24 protein-coding genes are annotated in these 19365 nt (G+C 51.1%); 21 read left to right on the forward strand and 3 right to left on the reverse strand.

The features are described 5' to 3' along the window. Positions 1 to 13 precede the first annotated feature (13 nt). From aspS to ACFQ1Z_RS09725, 5 genes are all read left to right on the forward strand, one after another. Entirely contained in the window at positions 14 to 1804 is a 1791-nt protein-coding gene (aspS, locus tag ACFQ1Z_RS09705) for an aspartate--tRNA ligase (protein WP_379057264.1), read from the forward strand. Between the two features lie 93 nt (positions 1805 to 1897). Further along, the gene (locus ACFQ1Z_RS09710) at positions 1898 to 2425 is read left to right on the forward strand and encodes an adenine phosphoribosyltransferase (protein ID WP_449288891.1); all 528 of its coding nucleotides are present in this window, start codon (positions 1898 to 1900) and stop codon (positions 2423 to 2425) included. 77 nt (positions 2426 to 2502) lie between these two features. Then, positions 2503 to 2934 (forward strand): VOC family protein, encoded by a 432-nt coding sequence (locus ACFQ1Z_RS09715; protein WP_379057268.1) that lies wholly within the window; start codon positions 2503 to 2505, stop codon positions 2932 to 2934. Positions 2935 to 3040: 106 nt separating this feature from the next. Next, positions 3041 to 3841: a quinoprotein dehydrogenase-associated SoxYZ-like carrier gene (locus tag ACFQ1Z_RS09720; RefSeq protein WP_379057270.1), complete on the forward strand. Its 801-nt coding sequence runs from the start codon at positions 3041 to 3043 to the stop codon at positions 3839 to 3841. 122 nt (positions 3842 to 3963) lie between these two features. Then, positions 3964 to 4383 (forward strand): secondary thiamine-phosphate synthase enzyme YjbQ, encoded by a 420-nt coding sequence (locus tag ACFQ1Z_RS09725; protein WP_379057272.1) that lies wholly within the window; start codon positions 3964 to 3966, stop codon positions 4381 to 4383. Positions 4384 to 4462: 79 nt separating this feature from the next. Here the strand turns inward: ACFQ1Z_RS09725 and ACFQ1Z_RS09730 are convergent, their stop codons facing one another. Beyond that, the gene (locus ACFQ1Z_RS09730) at positions 4463 to 4894 is read right to left on the reverse strand and encodes a CBS domain-containing protein (protein ID WP_379057273.1); all 432 of its coding nucleotides are present in this window, start codon (positions 4892 to 4894) and stop codon (positions 4463 to 4465) included. A gap of 75 nt (positions 4895 to 4969) precedes the next feature. After that, the gene (locus ACFQ1Z_RS09735) at positions 4970 to 5848 is read right to left on the reverse strand and encodes a LysR family transcriptional regulator (RefSeq protein WP_379057275.1); all 879 of its coding nucleotides are present in this window, start codon (positions 5846 to 5848) and stop codon (positions 4970 to 4972) included. Between the two features lie 108 nt (positions 5849 to 5956). Between ACFQ1Z_RS09735 and ACFQ1Z_RS09740 the strand changes: the two genes are divergently transcribed. From ACFQ1Z_RS09740 to ACFQ1Z_RS09760, 5 genes are all read left to right on the forward strand, one after another. Further along, a complete protein-coding gene (locus ACFQ1Z_RS09740; RefSeq protein WP_379057277.1) occupies positions 5957 to 6559 on the forward strand; it encodes a short chain dehydrogenase in 603 nt (200 codons plus the stop codon). Between the two features lie 72 nt (positions 6560 to 6631). Beyond that, complete coding sequence (locus ACFQ1Z_RS09745; RefSeq protein WP_379057279.1) at positions 6632 to 7591, forward strand: LLM class oxidoreductase; 960 nt, start codon at positions 6632 to 6634, stop codon at positions 7589 to 7591. Positions 7592 to 7683: 92 nt separating this feature from the next. Beyond that, positions 7684 to 8196: a MarR family winged helix-turn-helix transcriptional regulator gene (locus ACFQ1Z_RS09750; protein ID WP_379057997.1), complete on the forward strand. Its 513-nt coding sequence runs from the start codon at positions 7684 to 7686 to the stop codon at positions 8194 to 8196. A gap of 28 nt (positions 8197 to 8224) precedes the next feature. Continuing rightward, positions 8225 to 8602, forward strand: a complete 378-nt coding sequence (locus tag ACFQ1Z_RS09755; protein ID WP_379057280.1) for a YybH family protein — start codon at positions 8225 to 8227, stop codon at positions 8600 to 8602. Positions 8603 to 8643: 41 nt separating this feature from the next. Continuing rightward, positions 8644 to 9552 (forward strand): DMT family transporter, encoded by a 909-nt coding sequence (locus tag ACFQ1Z_RS09760; RefSeq protein WP_379057282.1) that lies wholly within the window; start codon positions 8644 to 8646, stop codon positions 9550 to 9552. A 40-nt stretch (positions 9553 to 9592) separates the two neighbouring features. Here the strand turns inward: ACFQ1Z_RS09760 and ACFQ1Z_RS09765 are convergent, their stop codons facing one another. Then, positions 9593 to 10654: a hypothetical protein gene (locus tag ACFQ1Z_RS09765; protein WP_379057284.1), complete on the reverse strand. Its 1062-nt coding sequence runs from the start codon at positions 10652 to 10654 to the stop codon at positions 9593 to 9595. A 361-nt stretch (positions 10655 to 11015) separates the two neighbouring features. Here ACFQ1Z_RS09765 and ACFQ1Z_RS09770 point away from each other — a divergent pair, with 361 nt between their 5' ends. The 11 genes from ACFQ1Z_RS09770 (at position 11016) to ACFQ1Z_RS09820 (ending at position 19291) form a co-directional block, all read left to right on the forward strand. After that, a complete protein-coding gene (locus tag ACFQ1Z_RS09770; RefSeq protein ID WP_379057285.1) occupies positions 11016 to 11744 on the forward strand; it encodes a YebC/PmpR family DNA-binding transcriptional regulator in 729 nt (242 codons plus the stop codon). A gap of 25 nt (positions 11745 to 11769) precedes the next feature. Continuing rightward, positions 11770 to 12330, forward strand: a complete 561-nt coding sequence (gene ruvC / locus ACFQ1Z_RS09775) for a crossover junction endodeoxyribonuclease RuvC (RefSeq protein WP_379057287.1) — start codon at positions 11770 to 11772, stop codon at positions 12328 to 12330. Continuing rightward, positions 12327 to 12902, forward strand: coding sequence for a Holliday junction branch migration protein RuvA (gene ruvA / locus ACFQ1Z_RS09780; protein ID WP_379057288.1), 576 nt, complete (start codon positions 12327 to 12329; stop codon positions 12900 to 12902). Before ruvC ends, ruvA begins: the two co-directional genes overlap by 4 nt. A 167-nt stretch (positions 12903 to 13069) precedes the next feature. Beyond that, positions 13070 to 14116 carry a Holliday junction branch migration DNA helicase RuvB gene (gene ruvB / locus ACFQ1Z_RS09785; RefSeq protein ID WP_379057999.1) on the forward strand — a complete coding sequence of 349 codons (1047 nt, stop codon included), beginning with the start codon at positions 13070 to 13072 and terminating at the stop codon, positions 14114 to 14116. A gap of 1 nt (position 14117) precedes the next feature. Beyond that, the gene (ybgC, locus tag ACFQ1Z_RS09790; RefSeq protein ID WP_379057290.1) at positions 14118 to 14513 is read left to right on the forward strand and encodes a tol-pal system-associated acyl-CoA thioesterase; all 396 of its coding nucleotides are present in this window, start codon (positions 14118 to 14120) and stop codon (positions 14511 to 14513) included. Further along, a complete protein-coding gene (gene tolQ, locus ACFQ1Z_RS09795) occupies positions 14510 to 15196 on the forward strand; it encodes a protein TolQ (RefSeq protein ID WP_379057291.1) in 687 nt (228 codons plus the stop codon). The genes ybgC and tolQ overlap by 4 nt, the downstream gene beginning before the upstream one ends. Before the next feature lie 11 nt (positions 15197 to 15207). After that, positions 15208 to 15600 (forward strand): ExbD/TolR family protein, encoded by a 393-nt coding sequence (locus ACFQ1Z_RS09800; protein WP_379057293.1) that lies wholly within the window; start codon positions 15208 to 15210, stop codon positions 15598 to 15600. 19 nt (positions 15601 to 15619) lie between these two features. Further along, positions 15620 to 16447, forward strand: a complete 828-nt coding sequence (tolA, locus tag ACFQ1Z_RS09805) for a cell envelope integrity protein TolA (protein ID WP_379057294.1) — start codon at positions 15620 to 15622, stop codon at positions 16445 to 16447. A gap of 148 nt (positions 16448 to 16595) precedes the next feature. Then, on the forward strand, positions 16596 to 17846 hold the full coding sequence (gene tolB / locus ACFQ1Z_RS09810; RefSeq protein WP_379057295.1) for a Tol-Pal system beta propeller repeat protein TolB: 1251 nt from the start codon (positions 16596 to 16598) through the stop codon (positions 17844 to 17846). A gap of 40 nt (positions 17847 to 17886) precedes the next feature. Next, the gene (gene pal / locus ACFQ1Z_RS09815; protein WP_379057297.1) at positions 17887 to 18438 is read left to right on the forward strand and encodes a peptidoglycan-associated lipoprotein Pal; all 552 of its coding nucleotides are present in this window, start codon (positions 17887 to 17889) and stop codon (positions 18436 to 18438) included. Between the two features lie 19 nt (positions 18439 to 18457). Then, positions 18458 to 19291 carry a YbgF trimerization domain-containing protein gene (locus ACFQ1Z_RS09820; protein ID WP_379057299.1) on the forward strand — a complete coding sequence of 278 codons (834 nt, stop codon included), beginning with the start codon at positions 18458 to 18460 and terminating at the stop codon, positions 19289 to 19291. Positions 19292 to 19365: the final 74 nt, after the last annotated feature.

Below are 19365 nucleotides of genomic sequence, written 5' to 3' on the forward strand. Positions count from 1 at the left end.
TATAAAAATATATATGATGCGTACACATTACTGCGGTCACCTGAACCGCGAACATATCGGACAAACCGTGACACTGTGTGGCTGGGCCCATAGGCGTCGCGACCACGGGGGCGTGATTTTTATTGATTTGCGTGACCGTGAAGGCCTGGCGCAGATCGTGATCGACCCGGACACCAAGGAAGCGTTCTCTATTGCAGAAACCGTACGTAACGAATTTGTGCTGCGCGTGGTGTGTAAAGTGCGTGCCCGTCCTGAAGGCACAGTGAACACCAATCTGCCTACCGGCGAAGTCGAGATGCTGGCCACTGAGATCGAAGTGCTGAATGCTTCACTGACGCCACCATTCATGCTGGATGATGACAACCTGACAGAAACCGTGCGCCTGGAGCATCGCTATATCGATCTGCGTCGCCCGGCCATGCAGAAAAACCTGATGCTGCGCTACAAGGTCGCAAAAAACCTGCGCGATTACCTGGACGAAAACGGTTTCATTGAAGTAGAAACCCCGATGCTGACGCGCTCTACGCCAGAAGGTGCCCGTGACTACCTGGTGCCTTCACGCGTGCATCACGGCCAGTTCTTTGCTTTGCCGCAATCACCGCAATTGTTCAAGCAGTTGTTGATGGTGGCCGGTTTTGACCGTTATTTCCAGATCACCAAATGTTTCCGTGACGAAGATCTGCGTGCAGACCGCCAGCCGGAATTCACCCAGGTGGATATCGAAACTTCATTCCTTGAAGAAAACGACATCATGGACCTGGTGGAAGAAATGATACGCCGCATGCTGAAAAAGGTGCAGGATGTAGACCTGCCAGCCCAGTTCCCGCGTATGCCATTCAGCGAAGCGATGAATCGTTACGGTTCGGACAAGCCGGATATGCGCGTGACGCTGGAGATCACCGAACTGAGCGATGTCATGAAAGATGTCGATTTTAAAGTGTTTGCCGGTGCCGCCAATATGGCCGGTGGGCGCGTGGCGGCGATCCGCGTACCTAACGGTGCCGCTATCAGCCGTTCCGAGATCGATGCTTACACCGAGTTTGTCAAAATCTACGGTGCCAAAGGCCTGGCCTATATCAAGATCAACGACATCAGCAAACTGAACGAAGAAGGTCTGCAAAGCCCTATCGTCAAGAATATACACGTCAATGCGTTGCAGGCCATCATTGAGCGCACCGGTGCGCAAAACGGCGACATCGTGTTTTTTGGTGCCGACAAGGCCAAGATCGTCAACGAAGCGCTGGGCGCATTGCGCAGCAAAGTCGGTCACGAAAAAGGCCATGTCGATGGACGCCAGTGGGCACCATTGTGGGTGGTTGATTTCCCTATGTTTGAGCATGATGAAGAAAATGACCGCTGGGTGGCCTTGCATCACCCGTTCACCGCGCCTAAAGACGGCCATGAAGACCTGTTGGTCAGCAATCCTGGTGCCTGCTTATCCAAAGCCTACGACATGGTGTTGAACGGCTGGGAAGTGGGTGGCGGTTCTGTGCGTATCCACAAACAGGACGTGCAATCCAAAGTATTCGATGCATTGAAGATCAGCAAGGAAGAAGCGCAGGAGAAATTCGGTTTCCTGCTCGACGCCCTGCAATACGGCGCACCACCGCACGGCGGCCTGGCTTTTGGCCTGGATAGACTGGTGACATTGATGACAGGCGCTGAATCTATCCGTGATGTGATCGCTTTCCCGAAAACGCAGCGCGCGCAGTGCCTGATGACCAATGCCCCTAACGAGGTAGATGAGAAACAGTTGCGCGAGTTACATATACGCGTACGTCAGCAAAATACCGCTGCCAGCTAAGCATGCTGGTAACGGCATAGGCCGCACTGGCCAGGCTTCATGCAAAGCGCGTCCATCCGGGCGCGCTTTTTTATTTTAAATTAAATAAAGGTGATTATGTTTGAGGCATTGATACGCACTATCCCTGACCATCCGCAACCGGGTATCCAGTTCAGGGATATCACCACCTTGTTGCAGGACAAACAAGGCTTTGCCGCAGCGATTGACGCGCTGGCCCAAGCCTATGCCGGCCATCAGTTCGATAAGGTGGTCGCCATGGAAGCCCGTGGCTTTATCATAGGTGCGGCGCTGGCAGTCAGGCTGGGCGCCGGTTTTGTGCCTGCGCGCAAACCTGGCAAGCTGCCATGGGCCACCATTTCGCAAGCCTATCAGCTGGAATATGGCAGTGACGCGCTAGAGGTGCATGAGGACGCCATAGCGCCGGGAGAGCGCATATTGCTGGTGGATGACCTGATCGCCACCGGCGGCACCGCGCTGGCAGCAGTGGCCCTGGTACGTCAATTAGGCGGCGTGGTAGAGCAGGCGGCGTTCGTCATCAACCTGCCAGAGCTAGGCGGCATGCAACAATTGGCCAGCGCCGGCGTACACGGATTTGCCTTGTGTCAATTTTCAGGGCATTGATAGCAACGCATTAGTTTGTCCGCAACCAGTTTTGTACTATAGTTGCCCACTTGCAACAATGAATTCATAAGGTAATCATGCCACTGACCGAAATCAATCATGTCAATTTCCGCTCCGATAGAGACACCATGCACAAGCTGCGTGATTTTTATTGCGATGTGCTGGGGCTCACGGTTGGCAAGCGTGTCGCCAGCACCACCTACGGCTACTGGCTGTATATAGGCGATAACGACGTGATACACCTGGCCGAATATAAAACTGCAGAAGCGCCGCAATTGCATGTGCATGGCACTTTCGACCATGTGTCGTTCACCTGTACCGATATGCCGGAGATGGAAGCGCGCCTGCAAGCGCATGACCTGGCCTACACCAGCCGCACGCTGGCTAATGGCATACGCCAGATCAACCTGCGCGACCCGGCAGGCAACGGTGTAGAACTGAATTTTGAAGAGTTTGCCGACCCCAGCTACGAAATGCGTCCTTCGGGTGACCCCAGCAAGCTGGCATAAGTCTGGCAAATGTGTGATGGCAATCACAGATTGAATTTGTGTTTTCGGTAGAGAATGGCTGCAATGCAATAGCAATAATTACAAGACGACATGGATGGGGAAAACGATGAAAACAATATGGAGCTGGGCAGGCATTTCTGCCTTATGTTTAAGTAGTCTGGGTTTTAGTGGCCTGGCGCAGGCTGAGGCAGACCCGAAACTGTGGACGGTGGTTAAAGAAGCATTCTTTCCCAAACGCGATATTCAGGAAGTGGATTTTCTGAAGATAGAAGCGCCTCGACGTGCCGAGAGCGGTGCCCAGGTGCCGGTGACGCTGATCTATGATAAAGCGGCGGCCAACGGCGTGGCGATCAAGAAACTATATGTGATCGTCGATGCCAACCCTATCCAGCTGGCTTCAACCTACCATTTGACCGATCGTTTAAACGGCTTTCAGCTGGCGACCAGGATACGCCAGGAATCTGATTCGTTTGTGCGCCTGATCGGCGAGACGGCGGAAGGCAAGCTGTATATGACCAAACGCGAGATACGCGCTGCCGGTGGCTGTGGCGGTACGGTAGACAATAATGAATCCGAAGTGCGCGCTGCCGCAGGCAAGATCAAACTCAATGTAGACGCGTCCAAGTTTGGCGAGCCCGCCACCACCACTTTTAACATCAAGCATGTGATGCGTACCGGCCTGCAGCGCGACCTGGTATCGCAAGGCTATGTGCCTGCGTTTTATATCAATAAGGCGACTTTTACCTATAATGGCAAAGAGGTGATGACAGTAGATGTGGGCGTAGGCACCAGTGAAGACCCGTATATGAAATTCAGCTTTATCCCCGATGCACCAGGCAAGCTGGAAGTCGTTGCCACCGATAATGAAGGCAAGTCATTTACGCAAACGGTAGATGTGCATAGTTAATCTGGCATGACACAAAAAAGGCCTCAAGCGAGGCCTTTTTGTTTTTATGGCATTTGAATTCAGCAGCTACTCAACCGGGTGGCAGATGTTAAAATCCCACTACTTGGGGATAGGAGATCAGCATGAAAAGTTTTCGTAAAGAGTTGTGGTTCAACATTCCGGCGCGTATGGATTTTAAGAATATCACGCAGGATGTGGTGGCGTGCGTGCGCGAAAGCGGCGTAAAAGAAGGCCTGGTATTGATCAACGCCATGCATATTTCTGCCAGCGTTTTTATCAATGATGATGAGCGTGGCCTGCACCATGATTACAAGATCTGGCTGGAAAAGTTAGCGCCGCATGAGCCGGTCAGTGGTTACCGCCATAACGACACCGGCGAGGATAACGCAGATGCGCATATCAAACGCCAAATCATGGGCAGGGAAGTGGTGGTCGCGGTGACCGAAGGCCAGCTGGATTTTGGCCCGTGGGAACAGATCTTTTACGGCGAGTTTGATGGCAGGCGTAACAAGCGCGTGCTGGTCAAAATCATAGGTGAGTAACCATCACAGGCGAGTAAGTAGTCACGCCAGCTTTTAAATCCCTGATACAAGTGCTGCAAGCTGTATCAGGGCATAGTCGCTAGCTATGGATATAGCTTTCCAGCTGTTTGATCAGTTCTTGCTGATAACTGATGGTTTCTTTCAGGATATCGCCTATAGACAGCATGCCCAGCATTTTGCCGTGATCTACCACCGGTAAGTGCCGGAAGCGTTTTTCCAGCATGGTGTTCATCGCAGATTCCACCAGATCATCCGGTTTGCCGGTAATGACCTTTTGTGTCATCACCTCAGCCACCTCGGTGGTTTTGGAGGAACGGCCTTTGAGGATGATCTCGCGCGCATAATCGCGCTCAGAAAAAATACCGACCAGCTCGCCGTCTTTGATCACTGCCAGCGCGCCTATCTTGTATTCGGCAAGAATCACCAATGCATCAAACACCGGCCGGTTGGGCGCAATGCTGATAATGCCCTGGTGTGTTTTCAGGTTGAGTACTTGTTGAAGAGTCTTCATCGCTTCCTCCTTCCATGATCTCGGATAACTAATATACACCCATGTTTGATGAAAATGAATAAAGTCTGTCGGGCATTATTGATTGTTGAAAGAGTTGCTTAAGAAATCAACGAATGAAGACAGTTTGGGTGCTAAATGCTTTTCGCTTGGGTACACGGCATACACTGGCCTTGGTTTGGGTGCATAAGCTTTGAGTATCTCTACTAACTGGCCACTTGCCAAATCCGCTTTCAGCAAGCCTTTCGGTTGCAAAATAAGTCCGATAGCATCGAGTGCTGCAAAGCGTAATGCATGGCCGTTATTAGCAATAAATCTTGGCACTTTATTAGACTTTGTTTTTCCAATCAGATGCCAGCCGCCATTACTTGCCCAGCTGGTGAATTCCAGGCACTCATGATCAATTAATTCCTCTGGGGTCTGAGGCGTGCCATGCTCTTGAAGATATTCAGGTGAAGCGCACATGATTAGCTCAAAGTTGGCTATTTTTCTTGCTTTGAGCGAGGAGTCTTTCAACTCACCAATGCGAATAGCCACATCAAAGCCTTCTTCAATAATATCAACATAACGATCAGTCAAAGATAACTCAATGTTGACCTCAGGAAAAAGCTTCAAGTATTGAGCTATTTTTGGGGCGAGCTCCAAAGCCCCAAACCCTAACGATGCACTAACCTTGAGGTTTCCTCTTGGCTTGCTTGTCATCGCCTCAGCGCCAGCATTAGCGTCATTAAGCAAACCTAGTATGTGTTTGCAGTTTTTATAATAGTTATCCCCGAGTTCAGTCAGCTTCATACTACGCGTCGTTCTGGCTAACAGGGTTCCACCAAGCTGAGCCTCCAAACTGGTGACGTGACGGCTAACCATGGCGGGCGTGATATCAAACACATTTGCCGCAGCTGAAAAACTACCGAGTTCCACTACTGTCACAAAGACTTCAATGCTTAATAAGCGATCCACCTTTTACTCCCAGTAAAATATATTTTTAATATTACGCCATTTATCATTGGTAATTATAGTCACATAATTCACTCCAGCAACAAACAAGCAATTTCACTCAAGGAGAATATGATGAAAGTTCTATTAGTCGGCGCATCAGGTACTATCGGTAAAGCAATCATTGCTGAGCTGGGTCAACAACATGAAATTATCACGGCTGGTAAATCTAGTGGCCAACACAATGTAGATTTAACTAGCGTGCAAAGCGTAGAGAACTTGTTTAATCAAGTTGGTAAAGTCGATGCGATCATTGCCGCTGCTGGTAACGTGCATTGGGGTTCATTTAAAGACATGACAGCCGATGAATTCAAAATTGGTATCAACGAAAAACTGCTGGGCCAGGTTAACCTGACTCTGGTAGGTCAGAAATTCCTGAATGAAGGTGGTTCTATCACTTTGACCAGCGGTAGCTTGAGCCATGATCCACATCGCGGTGGGGCAAGCTTCACTACAGTTAACTCTTCCGTAGATGGTTTCATCCGTGGCGTATCTGTAGAGCTCGAAGGAGGTCGTCGTATCAACTCCGTCAGTCCAAATGTGTTGGAAGAGTCCTGGCACCTGTACGGTTTAGGTGTACCTGGGACTACTCCAGTGCCTGCCGCTCTGGTTGCTAAAGCTTACCGGAAGAGCGTTGAAGGTCATCAAACAGGTCAAACTTACCAAGTTTGGTAATTCCAGTTTTATAGCGCCTCGATTGGATGGCCCGAAGTGGGTCATCCACTCTTAAACTCTCGAATACCTATCATGCTTACCCCGAATGCGTCTCAGCAACCAACAGCCAACCACGGATATCTGAAGGCTTTCATGCCAGGTAAGTTAACTTTTGGGCTATTCCAGCCTATCGAAGCCTATACCGGTGATCAGCCGACTATGCAGGGCCAGGTTGAGCTTGCACAGTATGCGGAACAAAATGGTTTCTCTAGCCTGCTATTCAGAGATGTGCCGTTACGAGATCCAAACTTTGGTGATAATGGCCAGATTTACGATGTATGGACTTACCTGGGTTATATGGCAGCACACACGAAAGAGATTGCTTTGCTGACTGGAGCAATCGTACTGCCCTTAAGACATCCATTACATACAGCCAAAGCGGCTGCGAGTATAGACCAATTATCCAATGGTCGATTGTTACTTGGCGTTGCTTCAGGCGATAGAGTCGTTGAATTTCCAGCTTTTGCGGTAGATTTTGAATCAAGAGGCCAAGCATTTAGAGAGAATCTGGAGATATTGAAAGCCGTTTGGGAAAAACAATACCCAAACATTGAGAGCCGCTACGGACTGCTAGCCGGTGCAGATGTCGTACCCAAGCCTGTTTCCGTCAGGCCACCAATTTTGATTACAGGCTTCAGTCAGCAAAACCTGGAATGGGTTGCTGATAATGCAGATGGCTGGATCACCTATCCAAGAAATTTTGAAGCTCAAGCCAATCTGATTCGACAGTGGAAAGAGCTGTCGAAACGCCACCAGGGCATTTACAAACCAATTTCTCAGTCATTTATGGTTGACCTAGCTGATGATCCTGACGAAGGGCCATCCCCGATCCACTTGGGGTATCGATTGGGTAGAAATCTATTGATGAAATACCTGGAAGGGACACAGCAGATTGGTATCGATCACATCATGTTTAATTTGAAGTTTGGAAAACGCCCTGCAAAAGAAGTACTTCAGGAATTGTGCGAATTCGTGCTACCGCAGTTTAAGTAATCCCAGTTTCCAAACTTTATAGGCACTTGTTAACTTGCAAACTTTTAGTTGCACTTGACATAGTTAGGAAGCTAACTATAATGTCACTAATTATGTTGCAGCTTAGAGACCTTCCCTCGCAAGAAGTACTACAGCGCTTTGCTGAGCGTTACCCTGCTGCTGACGTGACTGCGATTGCCAGCTTTTTGATGTTGCTCAGGGTAGCAACTGATCTGTCAGTAGCGCTGGATGCCTGCCTGAGCAAGCATGAGCTGTTACAGGGGCGCTGGTGGGTGCTGATCCTGCTGATGCGTGAGCGTGATCTGACCTCACAACCTTCGGTGCTGGCAGAAAAGCTGGGGGTGACACGCGCCACCATGACCGGTTTGCTTGACGGCCTGGAACAAGGCGGTTTGGTGCAACGTGTTTCTGCGCTGCAGGACAGGCGCAGTGTGCAGATCAAACTGACTGCTGCCGGGCAGGCCAAGCTGGATGCGGTGATGCCGGATTATTACAGCCGTCTGCGTTTGTGCATGCAGGGCTTGTCAGAGAGCCAGCGTAGTGATTTGCAAAGTATTTTGGGCGTGATAGACGATGGGATATCGGCCTGGGATTTCAATCAGTAATTTATAAGATTTACCAAGGAGTTTTGCCATGACCACAGTAGTAGACACTTTAAAAACATTGAACACGCAATTTGATGCCGCTTTCAACAGCAAAAACACCCAGGCGATCGCCGCTTTATATGCTGAAACTGCCATCGCATTGCCAGCCCCGGCCGGTGAGCCAGTCAAAGGCCGCCAGGCGATCGCTGATTTTTTTGGCGGTTTGATACAGGCCGGTGTGATTGAGCACGCGCTGACCATGAAAGAAGCGATCGTAACTGACAGCCTGGCTACGCAAACAGGTAACTGGGCAGGCGCGATGGTCGGTGAAGACGGTGTCAAACAGCAGTTTGGCGGCAATGTGCAAGTAGTATTCCAGAAACAGGCCGATGGTCAGTGGCTGGCTGTGACGCATATCTGGAACTGATCCCCCGCTTTTCCTAAACACAACCACCAGAGACAAACAAAATGGATCAACTGGTTAAACAGCGTTCACAGGCACTTACCGCCTTGTTAGCCCTTGCCATCATCTGGGGCTACAACTGGGTGGTGATGAAGAGTGCGCTGCATTATGCCGGGCCGTTCCAGTTTGCCGCCATGCGCACTTTTTTCGGTGCGCTGGTGCTGTTTCTGGTGTTGTATGTCATGCGGCGTTCAATGCGGCTGACAGAATTCCCAACCATGCTGGTGCTGGGCCTGCTGCAGAATGTAGGCTTTACCGGCGTGCTGATGTGGGCATTGGTGGAGGGCGGCGCAGGTAAAACAGCGGTGCTCACTTACACCATGCCGTTCTGGACATTATTATTCGCGTGGCCCTTGCTCGGTGAGCGCGTGCATGGCTGGCAATGGCTGGCGGTGATCTCTGCCGTGCTCGGCATGCTGTTTATCTTTGATCCGCTGCATATCCGGGCCGATGCTTTCAGCATGACACTGGCAGTGATTTCCGGCATCTCCTGGTCATTATCAGTCATCATGACCAAAAAACTGCACAGACGCCACCCTGAGCTGGATCTGATCAATCTCACTGCCTGGCCGATGTTGCTGGGCTCACTACCGATGATCGCGATTGCTTTCTTGGTGCCTGCGCCGCCCATTATGTGGCAGCCCTATTTGATAGGTGCGGTGTTGTTCAATGTGATTCTCTGTGGCGCATTTGCCTGGCTGTTATGGCTGTTTGCCCTGCAACGATTAACCGCAGGTGTCGCGAGCATGGGTTCTATGCTGGCGCCGGTGATAGGAGTGATTGCTGCCTGGATACAACTGGGTGAAGTGCCCGATGCGATGGAGTCTATCGGTATGGTATTGATTGCATTTGCGCTGCTGGTGATCTCGTGGGTTACTATCCGCGAGCAGCCGAAACCGGTGAAAGCCATATAAAAAAGCCCGCAGATGCGGGCTTTTCCATTCATGCTGGCTATCAAGCCAGTTCGTGCAAGCCGTTGTTTACTCCACCCAGCAGATTGCCGAGTACTGAACCTAAGTCGCCCACTGCATGGGTTAAATCACCTACTGCATGTGTCAAGCCGGCAGTCACGGCTGGTGTTGTGGCAGTAATGTCGCCGGCAGCAGCAATCACGCTGTCCAGCAAACCATCGGTGGTTTCAAACAATACGTCCGCAACATTCAGCACTTCGCCGGTGACACTTTGAGTCACGCCGCTAACGGTGTTGACCACACCATTCACATCCAGCAAACCTGTGACATTGCCGAGCAATCCACCCACATCCACCTGACTGGTCACATTGTCCACCACATTGGTGACGCTACCCAGTAAACCGCTGATATCCACCAGGCCGGTTGCACTATCAAGCAAATTGCCCACGGTTTCTGGCGCACCTGCTACTACACCTGAAACCGTGCCAACCACGCCACCCACTACAGATGTGACATCTGCTGGTGCGCCATCGCCGGCGCCATTCACGAGTGCGGCGATTTCTGTCGTGACATCGGTCAACAAAGTGCCCACAGTAGCGGTCGCGCCATTCACAGTAGCACCGACAGTGGTAGCTGTCTGATCCAGCAGCGTATTGGTAGCATGCACTACGTCACCCACGATATTGTTGACGGTACCTACCACGGCTTCAACATCCACCAGGCTGGTGGTACTGCCGACCGCCTCACCAAGCTTCGTGGTGGTATTGGCCAGCACGCCGGTGACGTCCTCCAGCAAATCTCCGGTGCCCGCCACCACATCGCCAGCCAAAGCAGTGGTTCCGTTTACCAGCGTACCTACTTCTGCGACACTATGGCCGACGGTTTGGTTAACCGTATTGACCACACCACCGACAGTACCCGTCACTGTGTTCACTAAGCCTCCCACATTTAACAGGCTGCCGCTACCAGCGAGCAAATGGTCTACAGTGTTATCCACCGGGGTGATGACTTGCGGAAGTAAGCTATTCAACTTCGCCTGGGTACCATCAATCACATCATTGACGGTGCCAAATAATCCAAAAGTCAGGGTTTTGAGTAATGCCATACACTTCTCCTTAATTTGTTTTCTTTACTTCTCCAGGCTTTATGGCGATATTTATCGTGAGTAGAAACATCGCTATAAAGATTCCCCTTGCAACGAAATCAGGATGTCTGGTTACAAGGGGAAACAAATACTAACATTTCTTTATTATGCAAAAAAACCAGTTTTGCATATGTAAATTCCGAAGTTGCGTGGTGAAAAATCGCAAGCCGGGTTTGTTATTTGGGCTTGTGAATAGCAGGATATAAAGGATTGCACAGTGGGATGATTGTGGCTGAACAATGAAAATCCGCTGCGTGCGCTGTGGTAAAATCGCCATTTTTAAGATAACAACCATTGCAGCATAGACTGATAAGGACATTCCATGGCGGGACATAGTAAATGGGCCAATATCCAGCACCGTAAAGGTCGCCAGGATGCCAAGCGCGGCAAAATATTCACCAAGTTGATTAAAGAGATCACCGTATCAGCCAGGCTGAGCGGCGGTGATATCGCGATGAACCCGCGCCTGCGGGCAGCCGTTGCCGCTGCCAAAGAAGAAAACATGCCTTCGGACAATATCACGCGTGCCATCAAAAAAGGCACTGGTGAGCTGGAAGGTGTGAACTACGAAGAGATACGTTATGAAGGTTATGGCATCAATGGTGCCTCTATCATTATCGATTGCCTGACCGATAACCGGCAGCGTGCGGTGATGGATGTGCGTCATGCGCTAACCAAGCACGGCGGCAATCTGGGCACAGACGGTAGCGTGGCATTTATGTTCAAGCACTGTGGCCAGCTGGTATTTGAACCGGGTGTGTCAGAAGATGCGGTGATGGAAGCCGCACTGGAAGCCGGCGCAGAAGATATCATCACCGATGAAGATGGCAGTATAGAAGTGATCACCGCGCCGAATGATTTTGTGACAGTAAAAGAAGCGCTGGAAGCCGCCGGCCTGAAAGCAGTCATGGCGCAAGTGACCATGAAACCACTCAATGAAGTAGTGTTTACCGGCGACGATGCAGTCAAGATGCAAAAGATCCTCGATATGCTGGAAGATCTCGACGATGTGCAGGATGTGTATACCTCTGCCGTGATAGAAGAGAGCTAGTGCGTTTTTCTGCGGCGCAACGGCCATGACAGTGCAGCGTATCCTGGGCATAGACCCCGGCCTGCGGGTGACTGGCTTTGGTGTGATAGAGACCGTGGGTGGCAAACTCAGCTATGTCACCAGCGGTGTGATCAAAACTGCATCTGCCAAAAAAAGTGTGGCTGGCGAGGCAGAAAAAGAAGCATTGCCCGAGCGCCTGAAAGTCATACTGGACGGCCTGTTTGAGGTGATAGATACCTACCAGCCGACCCAGGTGGCGATTGAAAAGGTGTTTGTGAATGTCAACCCGCAATCCACGCTGTTGCTGGGGCAAGCCCGCGGCGCAGCCATTTCGGCGGCAGTCATCAGGCATTTGTCAGTGGCAGAATACACCGCATTACAGGTCAAACAATCCGTGGTCGGCAACGGCCACGCCCAAAAAGAACAGGTGCAGGAAATGGTCAAACGCCTGTTAAAACTCCCTGCAAACCCTAGCCCTGATTCGGCAGATGCGCTGGCATGTGCCATTTGCCATGCCCATGGCGGCCAGGGGCTGGGTGCACTGGCAACCACCGGCCTCAGGGTCAAAAATGGAAGGTTAGTATGATTGCACGTCTGAATGGTCGTTTGCTGGAAAAGTCACCGCCGCTGATAGTGGTAGATTGCAATGGTGTAGGCTACGAGGTTGAGGTGCCCATGAGCACGTTTTATAACCTGCCCGAGCTCGGCCAACCGGTGCAGTTGCTCACCCACATGGTGGTGCGTGAAGACGCACAATTGCTGTATGGTTTTGGTAGCGAGCAAGAAAAGAATACTTTCAAGCAGTTGCTGAAAGTGAATGGCATAGGCGCAAAATCGGCGCTGTCTATCTTAAGTGGCGTCAGTGTCAATGACCTGATGCTGGCTGTCAGCCAGCAAGAGGTCGCCATGCTGACGCGTGTGCCAGGCATAGGCAAAAAAACTGCAGAACGCCTGTTGCTGGAGCTGAAAGACAAGTTTGTGGTGAGCGGTTCCACCTCGGCACAGCCAGTGGCCAAAGCGGCGACCGATGATATCCTCAATGCGCTGGTGGCGCTGGGTTACCATGAGCGCGAAGCGCTGGCCACCATCAAATTGCTGGAACCAGGCGTGAGCGTCAGTGACGGTATCCGCCAGGCGCTAAAATACCTGTCCAAATAAGCCAAAAGCGCAAATAATATTGCCGCTAATGGTCCGGCGCACCATGCTATCTCGCGCCATGGTATGATGCATAAAAAATAACTTCTATAATTAGCGGCAATGATGTCCTGCACTGATTAAACTGGCACCACTTTTAAGTGTTTCATGACCTCATCCCCGACCATCCCATGATAGAAACCGATAGACTTGTTGCCCCGGCTACGGTCAGCGTTCAGGAAGAAGCGCTGGAGCGGGCGCTACGACCCAAAGTGCTGGATGAGTACGTCGGCCAGGAAAAAGCGCGCGGTCAACTCGAGATCTTTATCAATGCCGCGCGTGGCCGCCAGGAAGCGCTGGACCATGTGCTGCTGTTCGGCCCGCCTGGCCTCGGTAAAACTACACTGGCCCATATCATCGCCAAAGAAATGGGCGTCAACCTGCGCATGACTTCCGGTCCGGTGCTGGAGCGCGCCGGCGATCTGGCAGCGCTGCTGACTAATCTTGAGCCTAATGATGTCCTGTTTATCGATGAGATTCACCGCTTAAGTCCGGTGGTGGAAGAGATCCTGTATCCGGCAATGGAAGATTACCGGCTGGATATCATGATAGGGGAAGGCCCGGCAGCACGCAGCGTACGTTTGGACTTGCCACCATTTACTTTAGTGGGTGCCACGACACGTGCCGGGATGCTGACTAATCCTTTGCGTGACAGATTTGGGATCGTGGCGCGTCTGGAATTCTATAGTCATGACGAGTTGGCCAAAATTGTGGCGCGCTCGGCTAGTTTGCTAGAAGTGGAAATGCAACAGGCAGGGGCAGTTGAAATTGCGCGCAGGGCGCGTGGTACGCCGCGCATCGCCAACCGCTTGTTGCGGCGGGTACGTGATTATGCGCAGGTGAAGTCTGATGGCGTGGTCACCAATCTGATCGCCGATGCCGCTTTGAAAATGCTGGATGTAGATCAGCAAGGGCTGGATGTGATGGACCGCAAGTTGTTGCAAGCGGTGGTAGAGAAATTTGGCGGCGGCCCGGTCGGGCTGGATAACCTGGCGGCAGCCATTGGCGAAGAGCGCGATACCATAGAGGATGTGCTGGAGCCTTACCTGATTCAGCAAGGCTACTTGATGCGCACGCCGCGTGGGCGAGTTGCCACCATGTTAACCTATCAGCATTTTGGCTTGAAAGCCCCGTCCGGCATGGTCAATAGCGATTTATGGCAGGACGCCGGGCAGTAACATGGTTGAGTTTGCAGTGCGTGTGTATTACGAAGATACGGATGCGGGTGGCGTGGTCTATCACAGCCAGTATCTGAACTTTATGGAGCGCGCGCGGACAGAATGGTTGCGCGGGTTGGGCTTTGCTCAAGCCGCGTTGCGACAAGATGAGCAGCTGTTATTTGTGCTGCATAGCATGCAGATACAGTTTAAAAAGCCGGCCAAACTTGATGATGATTTAAAAGTGGTTTCGCAATTGACTGAGATGGGCCGTGGCAGTTTTAGCTGCCGGCAACAGGTCATGCGGGACGATGTGATTTTATTAGAAGCGCAGGTCAAAGTGGCCTGCGTCAATGCGGATTCATTTAAACCCACGGGTATTCCGGCCCGTATCAAAATAGCACTGGAGTCTTCATGAATGTCACAAACGATATGTCGATTTTTACCCTGGTGAGCGGCGCAAGTTTGCCGGTACAGGTGGTCATGCTGATCTTGCTGCTGACCTCGCTGGCTTCCTGGTGGTATATCTTCATTAAAGTGTTTTCATTAAAGGCTGCCGCAGAGAATGTCGACCAGTTTGAAGCGCAATTCTGGTCTGGTGGTGATTTGAATGAGCTGTACGAGCGCATCAGCTCCGGCCGCAAAACGCCGCAAGGCATGGCCAGTATCTTCCAGGCCGGGTTGAAAGAATTCATACGCCACAAACAGCAAAAAGATGCGCAAAAAGACGCTGAAGTCAGCGACGTGATGGAAGCGACCCGCCGTGCCATGCGCGCCGCCTATAACCGCGAGCTGGATTACCTGGATTCACACCTGCCTTTCCTGGCTTCTGTCGGTTCGGTCAGCCCTTACATCGGCCTGTTCGGCACGGTATGGGGCATTATGAACTCCTTCCGCGGCTTATCCAATGTGGCACAGGCGACATTGAGCCAGGTCGCGCCAGGCATCGCCGAAGCGCTGGTCGCCACCGCGATCGGCCTGTTCGCTGCGATCCCGGCTGTGATCGCCTATAACCGCTTTGCGGCCAACGTAGACCGCTTGCTGGTCCGCTACGAAAGTTTTATGGAAGAATTCACCAACATTTTGCAACGTAGAGCCTGATCGGAGCGCTTATGAGCAGAACGCGTAAACGGCGCATGATGAACCAGATCAACGTCGTGCCTTACATCGATGTGACGCTGGTATTGCTGGTGATTTTCATGGTGACTGCACCTATGACTAATCCAGGTATGGTAGAACTGCCAAAAGTAGGACAGGCCCTGAAGCAGAGCGGTGACCCTATCGTGGTTACGGTGAAAAAAGAAGGCACGGTCATGATGGATGGCAGGGAAATGGAACGTGACGATATGCTGGCCTTGATACGCCAGAAATTGTCTGAAAGTGAAAAGCCAGTGGTGGTATCGGCTGATAAGGCAACACCGTATGGTGAAGTGGCTTCTGTGATGGATCTATTAAAGCAGGCGCAAGTCAATCAGGTTGGCTTGCTGTTCCAGAACGAGAAATAAGCGGCAGGTCGCTATATAGATGAAAATCGTACATTCTCCACAGGATCAGGTATTCCGCAGGCGCGCAGCGATATTGTCTGTGCTGATGCATATCGCGTTGTTCCTGATCATGGTTTTTATGATTGACTGGAAAGCGGTGCATGTGAATCCATCTGTGATGGAAGCAACATTATGGGATAGTTTGCCGAGCAAGACGCAACCTAAACCTGCGCCTGAACCACCAAAACCAGAGCCTCCGCCGCCGCCAGAACCCGAGCCGGAACCAAAGCCTAAGCCACCTGAAAAAGTGACGCCACCAGAGCCGCAATTGAATAAAGCGGAACAAGATGCGGAAATTGCACTCAAAAAACTCGAAGATGAGAAAAAGCGCAAAGTAGAAGAAGAAAAAAAGAAAGAAGAAGAGAAGAAAAAGCAGGAAGAGAAACTGAAGAAGATTCAGGAAGCCCTGCGTAAAGAAGAGGAAGAGGAAAAACTTAAAAAAGTGCAGGATGCCATGCGCCAGCAGGACATGGAGTCGCAAAAAGCCGCTGCTTCTTCGGGGCCGGTAGATCCTTCGGTGTTAGGTTATTACACCGGGCTGATGACGCGCAAGATCCGCAGCAATGTGAATCCTGGCTTGTGCCCGGTCTCAAATCCTGAACTGCTGGTAGATTTGCAGTTGACTGTTACCGGCGATATTGCCGGCATGCCGAAACTGGCCAAAGGTTCGGGTGATGCGGTATGTGATGATGCCGTATTGCGTGCAGTATTAGCAGCTAAACCATTTGATCTGCCGGGTGAGGATCATCCGGCCGAGCGTAAGAAATTGTTGGAACAGATTCGGGTGAAGTTTAAGCCACGTGGCTAAAACCATGACGAGTTGAAGGCTTTTCGTTATAATTCTTGATAAAACAGGCAACTATAAAGTGAACATTACTGTGACCATGAAAACTGTTGGAAGCCGCCTGGCAAAATATCGCCTGGCATTCTGTAATAGCTTGGCAGCTTTGCTATGTATGTCGTCAATGACTGCACATGCTGCACTGGAGATCGAGATCAGCGGTGGTAGCGCTATCCAGATTCCAATCGCTATTTTGCCCATGACAGAGCCGGCCAGCTTGCAAAGCAAGAACAAGCTGCATGAAATCATCAGCAATGACTTAAAAGGTAGCGGCATGTTCCGCATCCTCAATACCAGTGGCGTACCTTCATTGCCGACCACTGCTGCCCAAATCAAATACTCTGACTGGAACGCCCTTAAAGCACAGGGTTTGAGTATTGGCGAAGTGCAAGTAGCCCCAAACGGTAGTCTTAAGGTGTCGGTGCAAGTCGTGGATGTGCTGCGTCAAACAACGTTGCTGCAAGAAACCTACACGGTTGCGGCTAGCCAGTACCGACATGTAGCGCATTTGATCGCAGACAAAATCTATGAAAAATTCACCGGTCAGCCAGGAGCGTTTGCTACGCGTATCGCCTATGTGACTAAAGCAGGTAAGCGCTTTACGCTGCAAATTGCAGATGCAGACGGTTACAATGCGCAGACCCTGGTGTCATCTAATGAACCTATCATTTCCCCGGCCTGGTCACCAGACGGCAGCAAAATGGCTTATGTGTCATTTGAGAAAAAGAAACCTATCGTATTTGTGCAATCGCTTTATACTGGTGAGCGTAAAGTCGTTGCCAATTTTAAAGGCAATAACAGTGCACCAGCCTGGGCGCCGGATGGCAGTAAGCTGGCAGTGGTGTTGACCTATGGTGCTAACTCGCAGATTCATACTATCTCTGTGGATGGCTCTAATCTGCAACAGGTGACCAAAAGCAGTTCGATCGATACTGAACCTGCATTCTCACCAGACGGCCAGTTCATTTACTTCAGTTCAGACCGTGGTGGCAGACCGCAGATCTACAAAGTGCCAGCCTCTGGTGGTTCAGCATCGCGTGTAACGTTTGAAGGTAGCTACAATGTGAGCCCACGTTTCTCGCCTGATGGAAAATATCTCACCTATATCCGTAATGACGGCGGCGCATTTAAAGTCGCAGTACAAGATTTAGGCACTGGCGCAGTCAAATTACTCAGCAGCGGTTCACAAGATGAATCCCCCAGCTTTGCACCGAATTCACGTACCTTGATGTATGCCACGCGTGTTGGTGGCAAAGGCACATTGGCCACAGTGGCTGTGGATGGTCTGGTGAGACAACGCCTGTCTGAAGCAGGTGGTGATATTCGTGAACCTGCATGGGGGCCTGCCCAGGCATCTCCCAAGTAGTCATCAGTTTGTTTTTTTAACTCAATTTTAAGGAGAAAGTATGAACCACAATATTTGGAAAATAGCTGCACTGGCATTGGTGTTAACCGCTTGTAAGAGCACCCCGATGAACCCGGCCAAGGTTGAAGATTCCAGCGTGACCAAGCCAATTTCAAACTCACAGAATAATGGCAATGATGGTTCTGCCGGCGCTAACAAGATCGACATCAAGACCGTTGATGTTGATAGCAGCCAGGATCAGCTGAGCGCTGCTGAATTGGCAAAACGCCAGATCTTCTTTGATTACGATAGCGACGCGATCCGTGAAGAGTACAAAGGCCTTGTAGCAAACCACGCGAAATACCTGGCAGCACACCCTCAAACTAAAGTGGTATTGCAAGGTAACACCGATGAGCGCGGTACGCACGAATACAACCTGGCATTGGGCCAACGTCGTTCAGTAGCAGTTAAAAACGCCTTGAACGTACTGGGTGTAAGCGATAGCCAGATCGAAACAGTCAGCTATGGTGAAGAGCGTTCCAAGCAAAATTGCGCAGATGAAGATTGCTTCCAGCATGACCGTCGCGTAGATGTTGTCTATGCAGGCCAGTAATTTGCGTTCAGCCATTTTAATGGCTTTAGCGCTGGGGCTGACTGTTCCGGCAGTCAGTCACGCTGCACTGTTTGATGATGGTGAAGCGCGCAAACGTATTCTGGAGCTGGAAAACAAGCAGACTTCCGAGCATGATGCCCAGCAAAAAGCCATTGGCGACCTGACGCGCACCCAGCAATCGCTGGATAAAAGGGTGCAAAGCCTGGAGGCTATGCTCAATGGCAAAGGCTTGCTGGATATGCAGAACCAGCTTGAGCAGATCCGCCAGGATGTGGCGCAGCTGAAAGGTGACCTCGAAGTGGTCAACCATCAGCTCGAAGATATGCGCACCAAGCAGAATGCCCAGTACACCGATTTGGACACCAGGGTAAAAGGCCTGGAATCACTTGCACAACAGGTGACCGGCCAGCTCGGCGCAGGGGCAGCGTCAGCGCCAGCCAATGGTGGTGACGCCAAGGCGGATGCATCGCAGCAAGAAGCGCGTGCTTTCTCCGAAGCGGAGTCACTGAACCAGGCGGGTAAGTATAAAGAAGCGTTTGCTGCCTATGACAGCTTTTTGAAAACTTACGCTGGCAGCAAATTGGCGCCGGATGCCTTGTATGGCATGGGTTACGCCCAGTTTGCGCTGAAAAGCTACAAATCTTCAGTCGCTACCCAGCAGAAATTTCTGGAGAGCTATGCTTCACATCCGCTGGCACCAAATGCCATGCTCAGTCTGGCCAACAGCCAGATCCAGTTAGGGCAGATACCAGCGGCCAAGAAGACATTGAAAGAGCTGATCGCAGCCCACCCTTCTGCAGAAGTCACGCCTAGTGCGCAAAAACGTCTGAAGGTGCTTGAAAGCATTAAATAGCAGTTAATATGATGGAAATCGCCTGATTTGGGCGATAATAACGGGCAGATAGCAATATCTGCCCGTTTACTTTA

Source organism: Methylophilus luteus (assembly GCF_042676265.1).
GTDB lineage: Bacteria > Pseudomonadota > Gammaproteobacteria > Burkholderiales > Methylophilaceae > Methylophilus > Methylophilus luteus.